The organism is Haladaptatus ordinarius, from assembly GCF_054177595.1.
Genome location: NZ_JBPEHH010000039.1, coordinates 1 through 21305 on the forward strand (window position 1 = coordinate 1; position 21305 = coordinate 21305).

At 53.7% G+C, this 21305-nt stretch carries 18 protein-coding genes and 5 pseudogenes; 13 read left to right on the forward strand and 10 right to left on the reverse strand.

Annotated features, from left to right (window positions below; translation table 11 throughout):
* Window positions 1–370: 370 nt before the first annotated feature.
* Complete coding sequence (locus ACR3FF_RS14895; protein WP_458188876.1) at window positions 371–538, forward strand: DUF1931 domain-containing protein; 168 nt, start codon at window positions 371–373, stop codon at window positions 536–538.
* A 483-nt stretch (window positions 539–1021) separates the two neighbouring features.
* Here ACR3FF_RS14895 and ACR3FF_RS14900 read toward each other — a convergent pair whose 3' ends face one another.
* Together ACR3FF_RS14900 and ACR3FF_RS14905 are read right to left on the reverse strand one after the other, a co-directional pair.
* The gene (locus ACR3FF_RS14900) at window positions 1022–1438 is read right to left on the reverse strand and encodes a type II toxin-antitoxin system VapC family toxin (protein WP_458188877.1); all 417 of its coding nucleotides are present in this window, start codon (window positions 1436–1438) and stop codon (window positions 1022–1024) included.
* A gap of 14 nt (window positions 1439–1452) precedes the next feature.
* Entirely contained in the window at window positions 1453–1806 is a 354-nt protein-coding gene (locus ACR3FF_RS14905) for an HTH domain-containing protein (RefSeq protein WP_458188878.1), read from the reverse strand.
* Between the two features lie 180 nt (window positions 1807–1986).
* Here ACR3FF_RS14905 and ACR3FF_RS14910 point away from each other — a divergent pair, with 180 nt between their 5' ends.
* Together ACR3FF_RS14910 and ACR3FF_RS14915 are read left to right on the forward strand one after the other, a co-directional pair.
* Window positions 1987–2376 carry an SWIM zinc finger family protein gene (locus ACR3FF_RS14910; protein ID WP_458188879.1) on the forward strand — a complete coding sequence of 130 codons (390 nt, stop codon included), beginning with the start codon at window positions 1987–1989 and terminating at the stop codon, window positions 2374–2376.
* 24 nt (window positions 2377–2400) lie between these two features.
* Window positions 2401–2691, forward strand: coding sequence for a hypothetical protein (locus tag ACR3FF_RS14915; protein WP_458188880.1), 291 nt, complete (start codon window positions 2401–2403; stop codon window positions 2689–2691).
* A 353-nt stretch (window positions 2692–3044) separates the two neighbouring features.
* Here the strand turns inward: ACR3FF_RS14915 and ACR3FF_RS14920 are convergent, their stop codons facing one another.
* The 3 genes and pseudogenes from ACR3FF_RS14920 to ACR3FF_RS14930 all read right to left on the reverse strand — a co-directional run.
* On the reverse strand, window positions 3045–3395 hold the full coding sequence (locus ACR3FF_RS14920; protein ID WP_458188881.1) for a MarR family transcriptional regulator: 351 nt from the start codon (window positions 3393–3395) through the stop codon (window positions 3045–3047).
* A 549-nt stretch (window positions 3396–3944) separates the two neighbouring features.
* A complete protein-coding gene (locus tag ACR3FF_RS14925) occupies window positions 3945–5906 on the reverse strand; it encodes a S8 family serine peptidase (RefSeq protein ID WP_458188882.1) in 1962 nt (653 codons plus the stop codon).
* Between the two features lie 293 nt (window positions 5907–6199).
* Window positions 6200–6499 (reverse strand): annotated as a pseudogene (locus tag ACR3FF_RS14930) (hypothetical protein); the annotation flags it as partial.
* 1675 nt (window positions 6500–8174) lie between these two features.
* Between ACR3FF_RS14930 and ACR3FF_RS14935 the strand changes: the two are divergent.
* The 4 genes and pseudogenes from ACR3FF_RS14935 to ACR3FF_RS14945 form a co-directional block, all read left to right on the forward strand.
* Window positions 8175–8342 (forward strand): DUF5786 family protein, encoded by a 168-nt coding sequence (locus tag ACR3FF_RS14935; RefSeq protein WP_458188883.1) that lies wholly within the window; start codon window positions 8175–8177, stop codon window positions 8340–8342.
* 401 nt (window positions 8343–8743) lie between these two features.
* Window positions 8744–9310 (forward strand): DUF7437 domain-containing protein, encoded by a 567-nt coding sequence (locus ACR3FF_RS14940; RefSeq protein ID WP_458188884.1) that lies wholly within the window; start codon window positions 8744–8746, stop codon window positions 9308–9310.
* 61 nt (window positions 9311–9371) lie between these two features.
* Window positions 9372–9788: a PIN domain-containing protein gene (locus ACR3FF_RS27430; protein WP_472850154.1), complete on the forward strand. Its 417-nt coding sequence runs from the start codon at window positions 9372–9374 to the stop codon at window positions 9786–9788.
* A pseudogene (locus ACR3FF_RS14945) lies at window positions 9712–10219 on the forward strand (ISH3 family transposase); the annotation flags it as partial. The gene ACR3FF_RS27430 and the pseudogene ACR3FF_RS14945, both read left to right, overlap by 77 nt.
* Window positions 10220–10782: 563 nt before the next feature.
* Here the strand turns inward: ACR3FF_RS14945 and ACR3FF_RS14950 are convergent.
* The 3 genes and pseudogenes from ACR3FF_RS14950 to ACR3FF_RS14960 all read right to left on the reverse strand — a co-directional run bounded on the left by ACR3FF_RS14950 (window position 10783) and on the right by ACR3FF_RS14960 (window position 13176).
* Entirely contained in the window at window positions 10783–11664 is an 882-nt protein-coding gene (locus ACR3FF_RS14950; protein WP_458188920.1) for a DsbA family protein, read from the reverse strand.
* Between the two features lie 69 nt (window positions 11665–11733).
* Window positions 11734–11856 (reverse strand): annotated as a pseudogene (locus ACR3FF_RS14955) (twin-arginine translocation signal domain-containing protein); the annotation flags it as partial.
* Between the two features lie 93 nt (window positions 11857–11949).
* Window positions 11950–13176, reverse strand: a pseudogene (locus ACR3FF_RS14960) (RNA-guided endonuclease InsQ/TnpB family protein).
* 475 nt (window positions 13177–13651) lie between these two features.
* Between ACR3FF_RS14960 and ACR3FF_RS14965 the strand changes: the two are divergent.
* Together ACR3FF_RS14965 and ACR3FF_RS14970 are read left to right on the forward strand one after the other, a co-directional pair.
* Entirely contained in the window at window positions 13652–13819 is a 168-nt protein-coding gene (locus tag ACR3FF_RS14965) for a hypothetical protein (RefSeq protein WP_458188885.1), read from the forward strand.
* A 221-nt stretch (window positions 13820–14040) separates the two neighbouring features.
* Entirely contained in the window at window positions 14041–15369 is a 1329-nt protein-coding gene (locus tag ACR3FF_RS14970) for a polysaccharide deacetylase family protein (RefSeq protein WP_458188886.1), read from the forward strand.
* Between the two features lie 8 nt (window positions 15370–15377).
* Here the strand turns inward: ACR3FF_RS14970 and ACR3FF_RS14975 are convergent, their stop codons facing one another.
* Window positions 15378–15860: an HNH endonuclease gene (locus ACR3FF_RS14975; protein WP_458188887.1), complete on the reverse strand. Its 483-nt coding sequence runs from the start codon at window positions 15858–15860 to the stop codon at window positions 15378–15380.
* A 584-nt stretch (window positions 15861–16444) separates the two neighbouring features.
* On the opposite strand from ACR3FF_RS14975, the pseudogene ACR3FF_RS14980 reads away from it, so the two are divergent.
* From ACR3FF_RS14980 to ACR3FF_RS14995, 4 genes and pseudogenes are all read left to right on the forward strand, one after another.
* Window positions 16445–16576, forward strand: a pseudogene (locus ACR3FF_RS14980) (transposase); the annotation flags it as partial.
* A 25-nt stretch (window positions 16577–16601) separates the two neighbouring features.
* Window positions 16602–17306: an IS1595 family transposase gene (locus ACR3FF_RS14985; RefSeq protein ID WP_458188888.1), complete on the forward strand. Its 705-nt coding sequence runs from the start codon at window positions 16602–16604 to the stop codon at window positions 17304–17306.
* Window positions 17307–17386: 80 nt separating this feature from the next.
* Window positions 17387–18487, forward strand: a complete 1101-nt coding sequence (locus tag ACR3FF_RS14990; protein ID WP_458188889.1) for a hypothetical protein — start codon at window positions 17387–17389, stop codon at window positions 18485–18487.
* A gap of 39 nt (window positions 18488–18526) precedes the next feature.
* Window positions 18527–19027: a 2'-5' RNA ligase family protein gene (locus ACR3FF_RS14995; protein ID WP_458188890.1), complete on the forward strand. Its 501-nt coding sequence runs from the start codon at window positions 18527–18529 to the stop codon at window positions 19025–19027.
* Window positions 19028–19052: 25 nt separating this feature from the next.
* On the opposite strand, the gene ACR3FF_RS15000 is transcribed toward ACR3FF_RS14995, so the two are convergent.
* On the reverse strand, window positions 19053–21233 hold the full coding sequence (locus tag ACR3FF_RS15000) for an ATP-dependent DNA helicase (protein WP_458188891.1): 2181 nt from the start codon (window positions 21231–21233) through the stop codon (window positions 19053–19055).
* Window positions 21234–21305: the final 72 nt, after the last annotated feature.

The following is a 21305-nucleotide window of genomic DNA, read 5'->3' on the forward strand; positions in this document are numbered from 1 at the left end:
GTAGCCTCATTACGCACCAATCCGGACAGCGGCTGAATCAGGCGACTGATTCAGTCGCCTCATTCTGACTACTACGTGTCAGCAACTGGTCTCTTGAGCCAGAGTGGACAACTAGCGACTATTCCGGGTGCTTACTATTCCTCCGTAATCCGCCAGACAACCACTCGCGAACTCAACTTCCCTCGCTCGACTTTTCCATTCTCATGCAACGTTTCAAGCCGTCGATGAGCGGATGGCCGCTCAACCCTAAACGTGTCCACCACCACCGAGCGGTCACAGCCCGAAACTCGGACTCATGCTTCGGATTGCTGGTTCTTTTGCGCTATTTTGCCGCTGTCTTTTTGTAGTATTATACCGTCTGGACGCTTGTATGGCTGATTTGATTGTCAAAGCCGCAGTGAAAGACCAGCTCGAAGAACACAATGTGGCGAGTGATTTCTACGATGCACTCGATGAGGAAGTCGCAGAAGTCCTCGACAACGCTGCCCGACGAGCTGAAGAAAACGATCGCAAAACCGTTCAAGCGCGCGATTTGTAGCGATTCATCGCTGCAATGTAGCATCAACCTGTTTTTGTCGCTACACAGAACTCATTTCCCTATCAAAGACCACGTCTGTATCCCATTCATCGATTCCAAGAATTTGGATATCACAAGCTTGGTCAGTGTTGATCTTCGGGGTCGAACTGAGTAACAGCGACATGACTGGATCAGTTTTGTATATCCCTGCTCGGAGGCACGCCATGGCACGCGTTCGAGCAGGAAGGAGGGGTGGCGAGGAAGAGGGCGTGTGGATCGGGAGTGATGGCGCCAGACCCACGTGGGAGCCCATTCAGGGTGTCAGAGACAACCGCGCCACACCTGGTCCTTTGAGGGTTCGGTAAATGCTTTGTGTTACTATTAAAAAATGAGACAGTCAGCATGATGACTATATGCGGGATTTTCACCAGTTGATTGGAGAGCCCACGAATGCGTACTGCTCATCCGATCAGAGGTTCTACTCCATGAAAGGAACGCTACAAATCATGCCTCTCTATCGACCGGTACCCGCTCGAACCCCATCGTCGAAAAGTCACTGTCGAAGGCAAACATCTGCTCTATCCCGTGCTCTCGAGCAAGCACCGCACTCGTCTGATCAACAAAGGAAATCTGCTGATCGTCAAAACGCTCGAACTCCTCACAGGCCTCGTCGAACATCTGCTTTCCCACTGGCAGAATATTGAACGTCTGTGATTGGCGAACCGTTGAGAGCGCCTCAACAGCTGCTGTATGCCCAATCTGGTACAGCATCAGTGTCGCAAACTCCGAAAGCACATATCGACTCGTAAACACCGGTCCATACTCGCCAGCTTCCATTCCATCGAACACAGCATTCGCTGCTTCGTGATTCACATCGTTATCGTCAAAAGCAGCGTACAACCCACCGGTATCGACGAACAAGGGTAGTGGACGACTCATCTCGACCGATTCCCATAGAGAATATCATCTACGTGCTCGGACGCTTCAGTCAGCTCTCCAGAGCTGTAAGTCGTCCGTGAAAAGATTGGGTCACTCGGATCAACTTCATTCACCGAATCCTCATCGACGAGCCACCAGACGACTCGCCCGGCAGTCTGACGACTCTTCACTCGACCCTGGTCTTCGAGTTGGCCAAGCTTTCGCCGAGCAGTCTCTCGTGAACACTCAAGGGCATCAGCGACATCACCAGAGGTCACTACTGGTCCCTCCACTTCCTCGAAGATGGTGAGTACGTCGGCGAGCGTTACTGTCTCGACGTACCGCCCTGAATCACTGCGGTCTTTGGACATACTCCACAGTACACACTACCGAAGTATAGTCCTGTTGGTGTATGCCATGTGGTGAATGCCAACCTTTATGGCCATATGGCGTATACAATATGGTAGGAAGAACGGTGCCCTCGGGCGTGTGTAGAAACGCGCCGGGTGCTCTAACACCCGGCACCGGTCTTCCAATTGGACCAGAAGACCATGAGTACAAAACAATCCGCAGCCCTTGAAGCTGACGAGGCGGCACAGAAACGCGCACAGGCCGAACAATTTTCCTTCGACGTCGATGCCCCCGGACTCATCGAAGTCACCAACGAGAACCACGAGAACCCCGCAGCCCACCAGTACACAGTCTCCATCGACGATGTGACCGAGAACCTGATGGCCTGCACCTGCCCGCACCACGTCCACCGCAACGCATACTGCAAGCACATGGCTGCCGTCGAGACCGCAACCGACGACGGGACGCTTGACGCATTCCCGTCCGCGGACGAAGCCGATGCCGAACTCGAAGATTGTGACTGTGATGGCCTCGGTGACTTCCCGTGCTGGCCGTGCGTGAGAACGGGACGAAAAGAACTGCCGAACTAACCACTGCTTCAGCCTTTTTTCTCCATGGCACGCCAAGTGACGTTCTCAGATATCACCAACCAGCGAACGCTCATGCAAAGCGCGGATACAACGACCGACAATACACCGGAGACACCGACAGCCCTCCTCGACCGAGCACAACAGCACGCAATGAACGTCGCCACCGAGCACTTCACTGACCTGCCGATCGAAGCCATCGACTGGGAGGTTTCACATCGAGCGCAACGACAGGCAGGGGTTACGAAGTACGACCCCAAGATGGACGAGAGGACGGCTTATCGGTCATGGTCAGTGTTTCGACAATGGTGTCTATGAGGTTGCTGAGAGTGCAATTCGACCCTACTCAACGTATTTGCTGAGCTGGGCAACAGCTTGGTCGACAACATCCTCATGGAGTGTTCCCTGTCGATAGCTGATCCAGTCGCTCTTAATAGAATTCACTGATCACGGCATTATCGAACTTGACTTAGGAGCACCACCATCAACCCACTGCTCGTCCGTGAGCGGAATCCGTTCATTATGCCATGTCCGCGTGGTGAGAGAACACGTGATATATTGTTCGCCGTGGAATGGTGTCTCAGTGCGGTTAATAACGAGGAATGGACGACCAGCCATTTCGTCGTCTCTGAACGGGTCAGTTGCGACCACGACGTCTCCGCGCTCCGCAGTCATTCCTGCGGTTCCTCGGCAGCATGTTCACGCCATTCGTCTAAGTCCTCTGCTCCAAACCGCTCATCCAAGTCATCCATGGTCTGATGGAATCGAAATGCGTCTCGGACGCGCTCCTCGCCCCCAAGGGCCCAGTAATCCCCCTTATGCTGAACGAGCTCGCGTTCCTTGAGTCGGCGGAGGACGGTGCTGATGGACGTCTTCTTGACGCTGGTTCCCTCTGCGATTTCGGAGGGAGTGAATGCCTTGTCGTTGTTCTGGTAGAGGAACCGAATAACCTTCTCGGCGTTTGTTACCTCGGTCAACTCTTCGTTGCTAGCCTCAGTGAAGGTCTTGATGTCGATTGGCATGTCTGTCAGTAGTGTCTCCGATGTCTTAAGCGTTAGTTCGTCACCGCTTCAATAGCGGCGCTATTAATGTATTTAAGACGGACGAGATTACCTGAATTGCAGGCGGGTAAGGCCCCTTCCGCAAGGAGCGACCGAAGGGAGCGAGGAGGGAGGGGATACGCCCGCCGACTTTGGTCACTTTCACTGTCCGGCCTAGCCTTCCGACGTCCGCGTTCGACCATTGTAGTAAGGCACTCACTGCAATGTGTCCGGTGTTTGAATGCAAAACCACGCATGCACCGAATGCGGTAGGTGAGTGTCCACCCGGTAGGAGTGGGACACTCCGACCACCTATCAAGGGAAGTCGCCTGCGGAGTCTGGAACCGTCCTCAGAACCATCGGTTCTGATGGGCCGCACAAGAGCGTCGCTCTTGTGGACGCTGTGGAAACGGGGTCTGCACGTTTCGACACAGAAACAGGAAGCTCCCACCGCAACAAGTGAGGGCCGAGGAGGCCCGAACGCGGTAGGGCGGGGTAGTTCACTGTGACACGAGAGAGAACACGTGTGGTTTAAAACAATCCACGTCCCCGTAGTGCGAAGTAGCCGACTTGCTCTGAAATGTGATTCGTCTCAGTATCACCGCTCTTTTCTTCTTCAATACGTATCTCAACGCTGTCCCGTCCAACATTTCGACATCGAACGCCTGCGGTATCAGATCCGTTGAATGTCTGTATATTCGCTAGAAAAATCGGATTAACTCCATATTTTCGTGTCAGTTTGGTCGATTTCCATGTATTAGTACAGTTCGAGATACGCTTTGCTTCGAAGATCTTCGCTCCGTTACGACCACGGCCATGATCGATAGCGATATATCCGACCCGCTCACCCGTATGTGAACCCTTGGTCTCTTCTTCTTGGAGACGAACGTCAAACCCGTTTGTTCCGATATTCTTCAAGCGCGTAACAATCGCGTTCGGTCCGTTGAACGTCTGAGCCTGGCCAAGAACGATCGGTTTCCGATTGAACGACTGGGGGAAGTTGACGAACTCGAAGGTCTGATTCACTCCGTTCACTTGGTGGACTTCTACGTGCGTGCCGTCCTCAAGGATGTGCGAACCAGCCTCCATGACTAGATAGGAGAATTCCTCGGTTGTATGGCTCCCATCCAGATAATCCCATTCTTCGAGTTTGTATTCGAAGCTGCTCTTAGTCACGTTGCGAATTCTGACATGACACGGCTGAGTGCCATTATACGACCCCGGAGTCATGATTACGACCGGATTGGCGTACGAGCCTTCAAAAGAGATTGTATGCCACGTTCCAGGGCTTGATTGATTACTGGACACGCGATCGACTTCGCCGATGCTAGGGGTCTCCTTTGCGGCTACAGCGTCGACTAATCCGAACCCTTGTTTGTCTTCCGAGAGACCAATGTCTTCGGCGGTGTCGCGGAGGTGCTGGCGAGCTTGCGTATGTGAAAGGCTCCCCCCTTCTGGGGACATCAACAATCCAGCCACACCGCTAACGTGTGGACACGCCATCGATGTACCCGACTTATATCCATAACCACCGGGAAGAGTCGAGTATATCTCCGATCCAGGGGCAGCCAGTTCAACCTCGGAACCTACGCTCGAAAACTCAGACAGTGTATCGCTTTTAGTTGTCGAACTGACTGCGATCACTTGTGGGTATGCACCCGGATATGTAACTGGTCCGTGATAGTTATTTCCCGCACACGCAACGAGAAGAACACCTTTGTCGTGGGCATATTTGCAGGCATCCGCGACCGTTTGTGAATAATCATCGCCGGCAATGCTCATACTTGCAACATTATATCCCTGGTCGGCCGCCCATTGAATACCCGCGGCAATCCACGACCATCGCCCCCAGTTGTCCGAGTTAAGAACTTTCCCGGCGTGAAGCTTTAGTGCAGGCGCAGCTCCGATGATACCTTGTAAATTGTCGTTTGCAGCAGCAATGCCCGCACAGTGGGTTCCGTGTCCCGTATCGTCATCCCATGAATTAGTATTTGGAACAAACGATTTCCCAGTCCCGAGATAGGCTTGTAGATCTGGATGATTCTTATCAATTCCCGAATCGATAACGGCAATGTGAGCGCCTGAACCGGTGAATCCAGCATTACTTGTTTTATTGGCATCAATGCGATCAACGCCCCAGGGCAAAGTCTGCCCACCCCCCCGGTATTTACCATCTCGCTCGATATAACGTACATCAGGACGCCGCTCAAGTGCTTCGATAGCCTGTCTTGAGAATCTACCAGCTACCGCTTGCTTGTCTGACTCAAGTTGCAGAATATGGTCAATTGAGTGAGCATGTATTTTCGCGGCGTGCGTACTACCAGACGATTTAGTCCCAACAATATACTGATTGGAGTCTGAAGCGCCGGTTTGTTCTCGGACTTCTCCGAGTCCAATAATCCCTCTGAAAACACTACTTGTTGCGACCCCTCTTAATAATTTTCGTCGCGAAAATATCCCATCAACATTTTTACCAATATCTGTTAACCACATTTTGTAACTACGTCAATTAAAGCGTATAATAAATATTTTGTGTGATGTTACTTGGTTAACGCCAGCACTCGGCATAACGTCCCCTCTCACAACCATTTCGCGTGCACGGAGTGCTTTCTTCTGGTTGGGCTCTGGTGAATCGCCAGACAGCGTTTGATTTCACTGCATCGCGGCACGCTTGATGTTGTGAACGATACATTTTACGACGAGTTCACGAAATTCTCGGTAATTACTGTGAGAGAAAACAAGAAGGGAATTGCAATAAGGAACCAGCGACGTTCCCGCTTGAGGTGAAGCTGTCGTACGCCGTCCGCCCAGAAGTTGAAGAAGACCACTGCGTCGCCGTCTCGAAGCGCCGGTCGGTCGGTGACGAGCGTCGGTTTCACGAACTCGTCGGTTTCGCCGCGGGCGTAGTTTTCCTCGACCGCTTCCACGGCGGCCTCGTACTCGGCCTCGCGGTTCATGACGGGGTCGTTGATTCGGGTGTTCGCCTGGTAGACGACGCGTCCGGTGCCGATGTTAACGTGATCTACCTCGCTGTTCCCCATCTGCCCGTCAAGGAGGCCGACCTGCCGACCATGGACCGTGAGTGATATCGTACGCGCCCCCGCTCCTGCCCGGGTGCGAGTTCCCAGCTGTCGATGATGACGAGTGCCGCTCTCATGCGCTGGAGGATTCGCGGCCGTGACAAGACGGCTTCGATAAGGGTGTGTCGCGGCCGATAGACACATAACCCTCGTGTGTACGTTGATCAGGTATATGCTGACCGAGTGGTTCTGCCGCGCCACTCACTGCGGGGTAGCGTGCCGGAAGCGATTCGAACGATCCGCACGCGGTGGAACACGTCGCTGCGAACCTACAGTTGTATTCGTCTCGCAGCGGTTGGAGAGCCGCCGCTCACAGCGACGGCGCTCCCCTGTCTGTACGTTTTTGTCCAAATCCGGAGGATCACTCGAGATGGACGTCCTCTCTCCCGGCTGTTCTTCCTGAGAATGTTGTGCTGTTCGAGTATATCTACAGTCGTTCGATGGCTTCTGTCGATTTACAGGCTTAACAGGCGCAATGCCACGTCCTTTAGGGCGTGGATACGCGCCGGAAGCCTGATTCGGTTTCGGCCGGTCACTGCATTGCCGGATATTCCACGAGCGATAGGATTAAGCCTCTTACTGCCGTATCTATGGCTACCGACGTTCCCTCGTTGGCGAACACAGTCTTTGACCGTTCCGATACGGTTCGAGAGACACCGCGTCTCTCGTCATCACGAGACGGCTTGCCGTCTCGAACGAATTCGCATCGACTCGCCGCGTGGTAAGAAAGTCGATGCCCAGTCCACCACGTCCGGGCCTCCGGGTCGTCTGACGCTGATGGTGGTACCCAGCAGGCTGAATACCCTGTCGCGGAGGGACGGACGGTATTCCGTCCCGGTGACACGCCGATTGCACATCGGTGGGAAGGCTGCTTTGATACGGCTCCACGCGCTGCAAACCACGTCCGTGGTCATAACTGGACGGGAACCAACGAGGGAGGACGCGAAAGCGTACTTCGCTCCCGAGGAAACGCGCACGCTTAATATCCACGTCGTGGATTCCCGCGTCTTTCGGCGCGGGAGCAGATCAATTGCTCAGTGACTTTATCAACTCGAAACGGGACGGGTCGGAGCATCACTCTATGGCCTCATCGATTGATTTGCCCTCACGTGTTTCATCGGATTCGGTAAGTTCCCCTTCAAGTGTATTCCGCCGTACTTGAAAGATTACATACGCTCCAACAAACGTACCTACAATTGCAGTGGCAACCGAAAGCCATTGTTGTCTTCCACCGACATCGGACGCATACCAATAAATGATAGCGATCACTAAACTTATGACAACCGTGACTCCGAGTTCCGTTCGCTTTAATCTGTAGACCATGAACCCTGACTTTGCTATCGTAGAAGGTGCTTTTGAACGTTTTTGAATGTTCTTTATAACTAATATCTGAACTATGGGTTTAAATTATCAAATTATTAGAGTTCTACTGTCCAATTGATTTTATAATGCATCTCTTGTATGTGTGGATGACAATTCTATTTCCGCTCATGGTTTGAATTGTATTTTTCTCCAGAAAGGGCAATGGCTAGCTAACGAGCGAGCAGTTATTGGAGTCGGGTATCATGGAAACCATGGATCCTTAGAAATTTGCGTTATTGGATTAATTAACAACCGATTTTGTCCGACAATCACTTATTCATTTAAAACTCATAGCTATCACGAATGTAATTCTATGTCAATGGGAACATTCGACGCAGAGGAGTACAAACGTCGCGAGAAGAAAATCAGCTCTGTTGTCGCTGATTCTGACGATCAACGGACGAACTTTGAAGGTCACGTAGAATACACTGGCGATGACTCAATCGAAAAACTCCTCGCACGACTAAAAGAAGTGAAGGCAAAGTAGCCCATAGGTTGTTTGATCACTGTCCTAGCGTATTGTGACAACTCATTCATGACGTTCAATTGTTCGCTAACAGTACATGTACACGTACCACTAGCGGCCAGGCCGCTTGTCTGAAGACAGTTGATCTTGTTTTGTGACTTGGCCACCACATTCCGGACACACTCCTTCCGTGGTATCGAAGGTTTCACCACACATCTGGCATGCAAATCGCGCATCACTCTTTGTCGCGAAGAGCTCTTTGAGTTTGTTCATAAATCCCATTGGTAGTAATGTACTCTCTTTGTGGTATCGGAAAAGTCTGGGGGACTATGCAGTCTCCACTATTCGAAAGCACCCTGCTTCCGATGTCGTTGACGTTGCGGGAGAAGAGTTAATACACTATCCATATGACATGTATTGTGATGTCGACGGACGACCGAATCTCGACGACCCCCAACCACGAGGAGACGTTCAATGACCTCCTCACCTATGCCGAACTCCTGAAATCCCCACAACTGGCTCGCCTCTACATCTACATTCTCCAGAGCGGGCCGGTCGCAATCGAGACGATCAAAACGGATCTCGATATGGCCCATTCGACGACCTACAAATACATCGGGCAGCTTGAAGAGATGGGCGTTCTGTCCCGCCACGACGATGAGACACCAGCAATGGTCACTGTGGAGCCGATTCGCCTGCAAATCGAGACCGAACATGGCAACGTGTCTGCAACACCAACGCTCATCGACGCAATCGGCCGCCAGCACGATACGGAAGATATCCGCGTCTTCGTTGAGCGACAGGGAATCGCCAAGCTGGCCGCGGCGCTCCACTACACGCTACGGGTCATGAATGGTGAACTTACACAACGGACAGGGGCATCCAAACTCGGTGTTCACCCCGTCGAGGGAATGACTGTCTTCACTGCGTTACAAGATGTCGTTGAGAAGGCGGCTGACTACGACCCATATCTGGAGCAGGCCGAATAATGGTAGGGCGGAGATTCCGAGCGGTAGCACTGCGATCATCGACAGTAGTGTCCTGTTCGCGATGGGTGGGCCATCGAACGAAAAATACCAAGCGTTCGAGCGATTCGTTCGCCAACGAAACCTCACCGTCACAGTTCCCGAACAGGTCGCTGCGGAGTTGGGCGAGGGTCCCGACGCGTATGCCTACCAGCGTGATCGATTGCGAGCAGCCCAAGATGCTGGGTGGTTAGAGCCAGGTCGGATCGATTTCTCAACTCCTCGTGTTCCGGAAGTCGTCGACAAAACGCGAAAGCGGATGCTGAGCCTCTCTGCAGAAGATGCTACGGAAGACGAGATCGAGAAAACGGATACTATTTTCGCTGGGTTAGCCTATCAATACGTCACCGAAAGTCAAACTCACGTTGCGGACCGGGAAGACGTCACTTCGGGAGATACTCTCGGTGACGGCATCGTACATGACCAAGGAGACGATTTGTGAGGGCAAAGAGCACGAACAGACGTTTCCGCTGGCGGTGAATGTCACCTACCAGAACGGTGATTGTGAAAAGTCTGGCGTGAAAACGACAGGCTACGCGGCGTACGGTCTGGAAGACCGCACGCCGCGGTAAGTCGCACGTATCTACGATGATCGGTCACGGATCGAGAAGAGCTACGAGAAGTTCCGTGAGGCACGGGCGGTAACGACAACGCCGTCACCGACAATTCGACTGTTCTACGTGGGCGTCGGCTTCCTGTTAGAGCAGTTGTGCATCGTGATCCAGTGGGCGAGCACTCCCCGTGGGGTTCACGTTCGGTGACGCGTTTCTCCATGGGATCGAAGAAGTATTAGACGATGAGCTGGGGTGGAGGGAGAAGTATTGGACAAACGGGGTTGGATTGCCGGCCGGGTGCGACCACGGTCTCAGCTGAGCCGCCTCGCTTCAGGCGAAGCGAGGCTGGCGAACAGCGACAGCTGTGTTCTGAAGGTTGCCTCAGCGACGGCCACAGCAGGAACAAGTGTTCGATTCGACATTCTCTCAAATCCTCGTGTGTTCTTGTCGCTCTTCGGTTCTTTTTCGGTGTCTTTCCGGTGTAAAACCGAGCTTCTGCTTCCGCCTCTATCGATAGAGTGGACAACTAGCGACATTGACCGTGTGCGAACTACCCCACCCTACTTCCTGTTTGATGGCTTACGCTTGAGGGTGGGGCTTCCCGGTTCGACGCCACGCTTTGCAGATTCTGAGGCAGCTATAGAGAACACAGTCTCCACAAGTGATGATTCGGTGCGTCCCGCTCCATCCTCTGTGGGGCTGTGAGACAGAATGTTCCATGCCGCAATTACGTTTCAATTCACTTTGAACCCATACGCAGGACAGGAATGCTCCCGGACCCATAACAGCTTGTCTCTCGTGACGCCACAGGTTGCACACGCTCTGGTCCACTCTGGTCGTTCCATATGAATTGACCGCCATGAAGAAGGAATTTCAGCTAATCTATACCGCGACCCAGAGCCACTCCTCTTTGACCGAGCTTGATTCATCAAGAGATGAGCTCGACCGATCAGTAGATGAGCTCGACCGATCAGTAGATGAGTTCGACGAGCATATATATTCGTTACCTGATGTACTCATGTCTTCAGACTCTGAGGAATCTATTGCTTGTCCAGAGCCTCCGTCGCTGGTCGAGTCTGTTGAGCTGCTATCTTCGTCGCTGGTCGAGTCTGTAGAGCTGCTATCTTCGTCGCTGGTCGAGTCTGTAGAGCTGCTATCTTTGGTGCTGTCCTCGCTTGACGTATCGGAGCTCGTCTCATCACTGGTCGTATCCGAAGACTTCGAGAGATGGTGACTGAGCCAGTTTAGCAGCTCGTCGACATCGTGGTGGGGTGCGATGGTTTCGCCGTTCATGACAAGTGTCGGGGTGAAGCTAACGCCATATTCGCCAGCTGGATAGCGGCTTTGTCTGACGGCGTCCATGTACTTGCCGGACTCGGCGCGGTCGATAATCGTGCTGATGTCATCCACATTACTGGACTGCATTCGGCTTGCCATCTCACTGAATGAAACATTCCCCGAGATGAGATCCGAAAACATGTCGTTGAAGAATTCCCAGTAGTCATCAGGGGAAACGTCCCACACACCCATTGCAGCTTCCGAAATATGCGGATCGCTCTCGGAAATATAAACGTCTGAAGTACCATGGGAAGTAGTTCCAGGTGGCTGGTACGCGAGTGCCCGGAACCGAAGGTTCAGGTCACCAGAGGTCACATACTCGTTTAGCACGGCTTCAAGATAACCTCCACGCACAAATTCCTGTGTGTAGGGACACTTAAAGTTGCCATAAACCGTCGCCGTAGGGTTGTCTTTGTTAGTCCCCATAGTTGCGTACGTGAGTGAGTCAGTGTCATCGGGTATCGGCGCAGCAGGCATTTCTGCAGCACTTCCGCGAGTGCTACCCAGAGCGGCTGCAGTTGCTACTACACCAGTTGTTTTCAGAAACTTTCGACGGGATGCATTTGGGGCCGACATATACGGAGATAATGAAACACCAAGCTTATAATACCCACGCATTCGTTCTACAAATTCTATGATTTTGACCCATTGTATAACTGTTTCATTCACTCTCAAATTGATATAGCCGGATAGGACGTGAACTACCCCACCTTACGCTTCGCGCGTTGAAGGAGCGGCTCCTGCTTCGAGGACGCGCTTTGCAGGAACCGGAGTGGTTCCCGTAGGAAGCGCAGTCTCCACAGGCGTTTCTTCGGAGTGAACCACTCCTAGCTCGTTAAGGCCGCGAGAAAGAACGTTCCACGCCGCGTTCGCATCCCGATCCGCTTCGAAGCTGCACGCAGGACAGGAATGTTTGCGCACCCACAGCGGTTTAGCTGTCTCAACGCCACACTTGAGACACTCCTTGGTCGTCCCTTCGGGTTCAACCACCACGCAGTGCGTGCCTTCGCGTTCACACTTGTATTCAAGCTTCCGTCGGAAGGTGTGCCATGCCGCCGATGCTATGTTGCGACTGTTCTTCGGCAATTCGAGCATCCCCCTCACGTCGAGATCTTCGGCCGCTATGAGGTCGTACTCTTGGGCGTAGTACGCTGAGAGCCGATGGAGAAAGTCACGCCGCTTACGCTTGATGCGCTGATGGCATTCCGCAATACGACGACGTTGTTTTTCTCAATTGTTCGAGCCGTATTCTTTCCGCGAGAGTTTTCGTTGCCCGCGTTCCAGACGTTCCCGCTCATCCGAGAGTTTGAGTGACCCGACGGCGAATCCGTCCGTGTCGTGGGCGTACTTCAGAAACCTGACGTCGATGCCGACGCATTTCTCGGGCGTCTCGGGTTTCGCTGGTGGTTCCGTTCGCGTTCGATGACGAAGATGGCGAATTAGTCGCCAGTCGGTTCGTTTTGAGCGTGACTTCTTTGATCGTCGCGTCGTCGGGGAGTGGGCGGTGGAGTCGGATGGGAATGTCTGCGAGTTTCGACAGGGACAACATGGTCTGACCACTCTTCTTGTCTTGTTAGAAACCAGACTGGTTGTACGTGAAACTGCGGAACTCCCGTGGCGACTTCCACCGAAGCTCACCACCTTGTAGCCTTGCTCTTTGAGCTTCCCGAGTGCCTTGACGTTGTGAGCGAGCCGCATGACGGTGGGTTGCAGTACCTTCGAGTAGATGGCGGTCAACTCTTCCCACCAGTCTTTGAGATCAGGAAGTTCGTCGCGTATCTTCTGCACACGCTGTTTGACCGTTCCCTCGTCCTCGGGAATTTGGGTGCAGCGGTGCAGCGCGTGATTGTAGAGTAGTCTACAGGTATCGCGGTGGTAATCCAGAGACTCACGCTGGTCTTCGGCCGATTCGAGGTGATACCTGTAATTGTAGTTCATCGGTTAACTATCGCGTTCTTCGATGAGTTCGTCTAGTTTCTCCTGCACGAACGAGGAGAGGTTCAGGTGGTTCTCCTGAATCTACTTCTCTTGGTCGTCACGGATAGTGATATTCTTGCGCGTCGCCACACGAGTATTATGCGCATAGTACAAGATAACGCCTGTGATGCGATGTGGTGTGCCTGTGAACCGGCAACAAGACGGTGTGTGGAAGACGATGACTACGCTGTATCCCCGTCGTTCACGACGGGGTTTTAGTTCCTGCAATTCAGGCAATTTAATTTTTGGGTAGAACGACGAATCACGATGAATGAGGTGACTCTACTGGATGTATCGGTCTCATTCGAAGTGACGGATGTCGATTTCATCCCGATACTGCAATCGCCAATCAGTTGCCATCGGAGAATCTCTACTGGTCAATCGCTTCGCGCGTGAACGTTATGTCATTGTGCTCTGTTAGCAGAGTGCAAATGACTTGATTAGCACATCGGAAGAACGCTTTGACGACCTCCCCGAATTTCCGTACGACCCACGGTACGTCGAGGTCGACGACGCGAAAATGGCCTACGTAGACGTCGATGCGGACGTGAGTGCGGGTGACACAGACGAGACATTCCTCTGTCTGCACGGCGAACCGACGTGATCGTACCTCTATCGCAAGATGATTCCGATGCTATCGGAACGTGGGCGAATCGTCGCACCCGACTTCGTTGGGTTCGGTCGTTCCGACAAATACGACGAGATCGAGGAGCACAGCTTCAGCCGTCACTACGATCAATTGACTACTATTATCTAAAATATCGATGATATCTTCATACTGTTTGAAAAAGTCTATTAGACTGCTTTCTATGTACTAAATTAGTAATGAGTCGACGGACACGCCGACAATTTCTCATAAAATCTGGAGCAGTTAGCATATTCGGGGTTACAGCCTATGCTGGCTTACAAAATCAAGGTGATAAAGCACCACCTGCGATTAAGGCGACGAACTCAAATAATAAAACCACTTCTACAACAAATAGACAATCGACAGAGGATGAGACGTCCACAAATAACAACTATCAGATAAAAAGCCCCCAAACGTTCGAGAGCTTCGAAACACTCGATGCTTGGAGTGCTGTTGAGGGTCAGGGAACGTTAAAAAAGAGTACAAAGCAGCCATATGCGGGCTCACAATCGGCGCGCATTATCGGGAGTAATGAGACTATCGAGGGGAAGATTCATCGTATAAATTTTGGCAGTGATCCTGCGGATTTTCATAACAAAAACTTCTCGTTAGCCTTCAAGTGTACGTCACATGACTTTGTGAAAGTTGCCGTCCAGTTGTACGCACCTGACCAATCACATGTTGTTGAGATGAAACGTACGCTCTATGGGCCAAAGGGAAAATGGGTTCGTGTTAATCTAGGCGTCACAAGTACTCAGCGCCACCAGACGATTGATCTCTCACGGGTGTACGAAGTGCGGATCATTGGTCGGCCTGTCGACCCTAATTCCACTACTCCCGTCGAATTTTACGTTGATGACGTGAAGACTGTCCCGACTCCAAATAAAGGGATGGTGATGCTCACGTTTGATGAGGGCCGCGAATCGCAATATTCTGTAGCATACAATAAATATATGAAGAAATACAGATTCCGGGGAGTTGGTGCTATCATTCCAGATGCTATTTCTGATGATGGCTTCATCACACAACCTCAAATGAAGGAGATGATGCAGGATGGCTGGGATATGATTGCACGTCCAAATGTCGGTGCAAATTTGATGTCGGAAATTCCCCCGAAAGAGCAGGAACAGATTATGAAGGACGCGAAAAGTTGGCTCAAACAACACGGCTATGAGGGGTATAAATATATAGCTATCCCAAAGAACGTCGTTGGTCCCAAAACGTTTGATCTTGCAAAAAAACACTTCGACATTACGCTAGCATTTGGTGGATCACCCAACGCCTTGCCAGCAATTCAGAAAGAGACAATTCTTTCAAGAATATATGGTGATAATAATATTGACCAGACAAAGCAGATGGTTGATTATGCTGCGGAATTTAAGCAGCTATCCATTTTGTTCTTCCACAGAATTGGAACAGATGGTATGTCAGAAAAGAATTTTGAGGCCATTCTCCAACATCTCAAACAAAGTAACGTAGAAGTCGTAACAATCACCAATTTGAAAAATAAGGGAATGTTGATGTAAATGAAAACTCATTCCATGATAATTAAGTAAAAACCAGTAAGAACTGACATTATAGCAATCATCTCCATTGGATTTGTATATGTTAGGGCCATGACATAAATTCCGCCAAATCCACCCAAGAGTATTTTGAATTCTCGTTCTAGGCCTGCGGTCGGATTCTTTGTGGGTGCGAATGCTCTCCAATGGTAGATTGCGTTATAACAGTCCACACAGAGCGTCTGGAGGTTGTTCATATGGTGTAAACCACCCTTACTTGTTGGAACAACGTGATGGACGCGCAGTTTTAGATCACCGCTAGTATCACTTTTCCAAACGCGGTTTCGATTACCGTGAATACGATTTTTCCGACCGCAGTTCTGACATTGGTACCCGTCACGCTTGTAGACTTGCCGTTTGCGATACTCCCAATCGTCGGGATACTCATCTTTGCTTTTTATGATTGCACTAATGTACCCAATCATCTCTTGTAGAGTTTTCCACGAAGAGCTCATTTTCCACTCTCCTGTCGCGCATCAGAAACTTCGGTCAACCGCAAGATGATGTCTTCGTATGAATCACTCTCATTACTGTAGTTAAGAGGTCCGTCTGCGCGTAGGGGCGCTACTCTGAAGCTGTTATGTTCAATCATATTCTATGGCTTTAGTCTATTTCTATACTTCAGTATATACTCTCTTTTGAGTTCAATCATATGTATTTAATCCTTTTGGTGCCACTTGTACGGCTGCTTGTAGGTGTAGGCTCCCTTCAGACCAGTATAAAACGAGGAGAGCCGCTGTTGTCCGTCAAGAATAAGTTTTAGACCACCGGCCCCATCGGGCTTCACTTTCGAGTTCCGGGACTGGGCGGGCCTATCAACTCATTTCGTCGACGTGATGTAGTCCTTAATGAACCCGTACATTGTGTATTCGCCCCGATTTTCCTCCTCTATATCCCAATAAAGGAAGGTTCCTATTGGAAAGCCTTGGAGAACTGAGTCAAATAAATCCGTTACGCTCTTCAGAAGCAGATTGTTGGTCGGGGATAGCTGCCGCTAGAAATCGTAGTGGACAAGGGTGACGTGAACGCGTCACCCGATATGTTCCCATTTGAATTGCTGAACTCGGAGGCGAGCGCCACGAACCTGCTCCAGCAGGTTCGCTGGCGCGATGGCCTCCAGTGCCCGCGCTGCCGGTCTGAGTCAGTGATCAAACACGGCAGCTACCAAGAATATCAGTGGTATCTCTGTAAGGAGTGTGACCGTACGTTCAACAACAAGACCGGCACGATCTTCGCACGCGAAGATCGGCCTCGACAAGCTCTTGTTCACGTTCTACGCGTTCCTTCGCTTCAACACGAGTATCCGCCAGCTAAACGCTGAACTCGACTCTCTTACCGGTCACTTCACCGGCACGTCGAGCAGTTCGCAAGTAACGCTCAACGCGCCAGTCATTTCCTTGGTTGGCCCGGTCGAGATTGACGAATTCTACGTCTCTGCAGGAAAGAAAGGACGCGAGCGCGACTGTTGGTCGCGCTCGCGTGGTCTCTCGAAACGGGGGCGAGGAACGTACGCCAAGGACAACCCAACAGTATTCACGCTCGTCGATCGCGGAAGCGATCAGCGATACGTTGTCCCTGCGAAATCCGCTGACGAAACGACCGTCCGACTCCTCCTCGCGCTCAGCGAGGAGGAGTCGCTGATCGTCTATACGGACGGATTTCGGGCCTACGACCCGCGAGAGGACGATGAGAACTTCCACCGAGAAGCAGTCATTCACGGAGAGGGTGAGTACGTCGATGGAGACGCACATGTGAACACCTGCGAGAGCCACGCGTCGCTGGCGCGACGGTGGCTCTCGCCGCATCGAGGTGTCTCAAAGGACAAACTGACAGCGTATCTCAGATCGTTCCAGCTCCGGCGACGAATCCTCCGAAAACCAGGTCGAGAAGCACTCAAATAAATCGTTCGAGCAGTTCTCTGAGTCTCCAACAATGTACTTCACAAGAGCGATTTATTATCTTCCGACGGAAACGCTCTGGAATGCGCAGGCTCCCCGTGCTTCTGTTCGCCCTGCTCGTCGTCTCCGCAGGCTGTGCCGACTTCCTCCCGTGGGTAGAGCAGTCTCCGAAACCGGGGACGACCTCGCCGAACCTGAACCCACCTCCCGGCGCGAACGCCGAGTGGATATTCGACGCGGAGCGATTGCTCTCCGCCCACGAGTCCGCGCTCGCCGAAACGAACTACCGGAAGGAGGTTCGTATCCGGCCGAACCACAGCACTGGCCCGTCGGAGTGGGCGAACTCGACGCTCGTAGCGCACGTCGGAGACGGACGTATCCGGGTCACCCAACGCGGCGAGACACCCGGCTACCTCGGCAGAGGTGGCGCGTACGACGGGTACATCTCGGGGAACACCACGATGTGGTACGTCCCCGGTCAAGCGAACGGCCGGTATCACTCCTCGTTCAACTACATGGACCGTTTCCGGGAGAACGTCGAGAACGAGACCCAGATGGAACGGATTCTTTCGAATTCCGATTTCACGTGGAACGGAACGACGGTTCGCAACGGGACGAGGTTGTATCGGTACAGAGCGACCGGCTACACCGAACTGTCGGACGTGAAATCCATCTCGGCGACCGTGCTCGTCGACGAACGGGGACTCGTTCACGAACTCTCTGGCGTACTCGAGACGACCGGTAGTCGCTCCGTCGCGGTCGATTTTTCCTACCGATATTCCGAGCTGAACGCCCCGCCCACCAAACCGAAGTGGGCCAGAAAGGTACCACAGATGACCGTAACCTTCGAATCCGGTGTCGTCGCGGTCGAACACGAGGGCGGTGCGGTCGTTCCCGCGGGAACGACCGTTACGTTCAGCTTGACGAACGATTCAGACGCCGCACCGGGGACAGTTCGACTCCCGAAATCGCTCGAACCGGGGGACACCGCGTATCTCTCCGTCGAAGGTGTCGAAGCCGACTCCGGACGGCTTACAGCGGACGGAAACATCACGGTCAATCAGCCACCAGCGAACGAATCCTCGCTACCAAACTCCGATTGGGGCGTGATGGTCAGCACGAAGACCGAAGACTGGCGATTCATCGGATTTGCCCGCTCCAGAACGACCGACGACGAAAACTAAGCGTCACCCTCATATTCCTCCTCTTTCTCGAAACGAACAGTGTACAGCCTCAACGTTCCCGTTCCCGGCGAGGTCGCCCGACTCGCTGAAGACCTGCGCCCGTCGCTCCACCAGTTCGAGAGCGTGCGCGACCAGCACACCCTCGTCGTCAAACGATTCGGCGACCGCGCGAACTACAACCGACTGGAGATGCGGGTGCGAACCGCGCTCGTCGGGACGCCGGCCTTCGAAGCCCGCATCGCGGAAATCGATTGTTTCGAACGCCCCGCACGCGGTGACGGCCCGGTCGTCTTCCTCGCCGTCGAGAGTCCCGGCTTGCAGAATCTTCACCGCGAACTGGCCGCCGAGTTCGACCCCATCGAGGACATTGAAGGCGATGACTACGTTCCGCACGTGACGCTGGCGCGTGGCGGAGATCCCGACGTCGCCCGGCAACTCACAGAGCGCGACGTCGCCCCCATCACCTGGACCGTCACGCGACTCCACCTCTGGGACGCGACTTACGAAGAACCCGCCGCGACCATCTCGCTTCCCACGTAATCGGACCAGCGTCACCGCGGCTGGCTTACGGGCTCGGCGGGTTGCCGTCCCACGCTTCCCTGTCGGTAAAGAAGTTCAGCATGGCGAACTTGAGCTTCTCCGGTTCGATGTCTATCGTCTCTTCTCGCTCTTCCGGGGGGAACGTCTCGCGGACGCTGTACTTGCCCATCTCCCTGACGCTGGCCGCGGTGTAGCGTTTGTCGAGGAGGACGCGGACGCCGAAGTCCTCCGGCGAGCGAATCACTCGCCCGAGGGCCTGTCGCGTCTTTCGAATCGTCGGAATCTCGACGGCGTACTCCCACCCCGAATTTCGGCCGGACCGGTCGGCGAACACCTGGTCGTAGGCCTCCTGTACCGCGTCCATCCGGTCGTCGAGATGGGGATAGGGGACGCCAACCACCACCACGGTCCGGGCGTCGTCGCCGTCGAAGCTGACCCCCTCCGCCAGCGTCCCCCACAACGAGGTGAAGAGGACGCCGTTGTCGTCGGCCGTGAACTGCTGGCGGAGTTCCTCAGCGGGGGTCCCGGCCTCGTCGAAGTAGAGCGTCCCGTCGATTCGAGATTGCACAAGGTCGCGGTAGCGTTCGGCCTCGGCGTAACTCGGGAAGAAGACGAGCGTGTTTCCGGCGGTGAATTCGACGGTGTCGCTCAACACGCTCGCGATGGTCTCTTGGGTCTCGGGATTGCCGCGCTCGCTGGCGAAGAGCGCGGGCGTCTCGACGGCGAAGGTACGACGATTTTCCTCGGGGAACTGGAGGCCGTACGCCAGGGTGACCGGGTCGGACAACCCGAGCACGTCCGCCAACACGTCGAACGGGCGGAGGGTCGCGCTCATCAACACCGTCGCGTACACCTCGTCGAAGAGGGCTTTGGTCACCTCGCGCGGGATGCAGGTGTAGAGTTCCGCGCGTCCGTACACCTCGTCGGTGCCCTCGTCGCGTCGAACCGCGACGACGGGATACTGGCCCAGTTCTGCTCCCTCGGCCATGTAGGATTTGACGAACTGCGCGGCCTGCAACGTCTGACACTCCTTTCGCGTCGTCGCGTCGCCCTCCTTGTACGCCTCCTCGTACTGCTGGTCGAGTTCCTTGCCGAGCGAAAGTGCCTCGTCCAGTTCGGCGTCGATACCCTTTCCCGTGTACTCCTGGAGGAAGTTGAGCGTCAGGTCGTCTCGCTTGTTCTCGTTCGCAATCGACACGTCGCGCCAGTTCTCGTTTACCTTCTCGCGCTCGCCGAACCCGAACGAATCCTCGTAGGTCGTCGTGAGCGCGCGCTGGAACGCGGCGAGCACGTTGTAGCCCGACTCGCTCCGGAAGTCGTCGCTCTCCTGTAGTTCGTCCAGTCCGCTGTCGATGGTGTTCTCGGTCAGCGTCCGGGAGGCGTGGTCGCGGGCCGTCCCTTCGATGTTGTGTGCCTCGTCGAAGATGGTGATGACGTCTTCCGGGTCGCGGCCCAGCCACCGGAAAAACTGTTCGCGAATCATCGGGTCGAGCAGGTGGTGGTAGTTGCAGACGACCAGGTCGACGCCCTCCATGCCGTCTTTCAACAGTTCGTAGCCACACAGCGTGCGCTGGTCGGCGTACTCGTAGATGTCATCGGGCGTGCGCACGTCGTCGTAGAGCCACTGGTAGAACTCGTCCGTGTCCTCGGTGAGGTTGTTGTAGTAGTACTCACAGACGTTCGTCTCTCGCAGATTCTCGACCTCCTCATCGACCTGCTGGAGTTCGTCCATGACGGCGCTCCGGGCGTCCGCGGCGTCCGAATCGCCCTCTTGCATCTCCTCTAGAAGTTCGCTCTGGCGCTGTTCGAGTTCCCGTTTGTCGCGCTCTTTGTCAACGACCTCGTAGGTGTTGTCCCGGAGCACCTGACACTCCTGATAGTCCACGTCGATGTGGCACATCGACCCCTTCCCCCGGAAGACGACGGCGCGCAGGGGTTCCTTACGAGTGATTTCGCGGGCCTCCCGGACGAACTGGCGCATCTGCTGGTGAACGTTGGTCGTGATGACCACCGTCTTGTCCTCCTCGCGAGCGTATTCGAGCGCGGGCACGAGCGAAGAGAGGGTCTTGCCCGTCCCGCAGGCTCCCTCGAAGACCACGTCCTGCCCGCGTGCCAGTCCGTTGTAGATGCGGTCCATCGCCTCCTGCTGGTTCTCGTACGGCGAATCGTACGGGAAGAACCGCATGTACTCGTTCGTCGTCGACACGATACGGGATATTCGCGCCTTAGTTCAAAAAGTCTTGCCTACGTGGGAAGTCAGCCTGACAGGTTCGCCCCG

Bases quoted from the DNA above. Each gene is read 5' to 3' on its own strand.
- ACR3FF_RS14905 (WP_458188878.1), bottom strand. From the start codon at position 1,806: ATGTCCAAAGACCGCAGTGATTCAGGGCGGTACGTCGAGACAGTAACG.
- ACR3FF_RS14950 (WP_458188920.1), bottom strand. From the start codon at position 11,664: ATGGGGACTAACAAAGACAACCCTACGGCGACGGTTTATGGCAACTTT.
- ACR3FF_RS14925 (WP_458188882.1), bottom strand. From the start codon at position 5,906: ATGTGGTTAACAGATATTGGTAAAAATGTTGATGGGATATTTTCGCGA.
- ACR3FF_RS14935 (WP_458188883.1), top strand. From the start codon at position 8,175: ATGGGAACATTCGACGCAGAGGAGTACAAACGTCGCGAGAAGAAAATC.
- ACR3FF_RS27430 (WP_472850154.1), top strand. From the start codon at position 9,372: ATGGGTGGGCCATCGAACGAAAAATACCAAGCGTTCGAGCGATTCGTT.
- ACR3FF_RS14895 (WP_458188876.1), top strand. From the start codon at position 371: ATGGCTGATTTGATTGTCAAAGCCGCAGTGAAAGACCAGCTCGAAGAA.
- ACR3FF_RS14910 (WP_458188879.1), top strand. From the start codon at position 1,987: ATGAGTACAAAACAATCCGCAGCCCTTGAAGCTGACGAGGCGGCACAG.
- ACR3FF_RS14940 (WP_458188884.1), top strand. From the start codon at position 8,744: ATGTCGACGGACGACCGAATCTCGACGACCCCCAACCACGAGGAGACG.
- ACR3FF_RS14920 (WP_458188881.1), bottom strand. From the start codon at position 3,395: ATGCCAATCGACATCAAGACCTTCACTGAGGCTAGCAACGAAGAGTTG.
- ACR3FF_RS14990 (WP_458188889.1), top strand. From the start codon at position 17,387: ATGCGCAGGCTCCCCGTGCTTCTGTTCGCCCTGCTCGTCGTCTCCGCA.
- ACR3FF_RS14975 (WP_458188887.1), bottom strand. From the start codon at position 15,860: ATGAGCTCTTCGTGGAAAACTCTACAAGAGATGATTGGGTACATTAGT.
- ACR3FF_RS14915 (WP_458188880.1), top strand. From the start codon at position 2,401: ATGGCACGCCAAGTGACGTTCTCAGATATCACCAACCAGCGAACGCTC.
- ACR3FF_RS14970 (WP_458188886.1), top strand. From the start codon at position 14,041: ATGAGTCGACGGACACGCCGACAATTTCTCATAAAATCTGGAGCAGTT.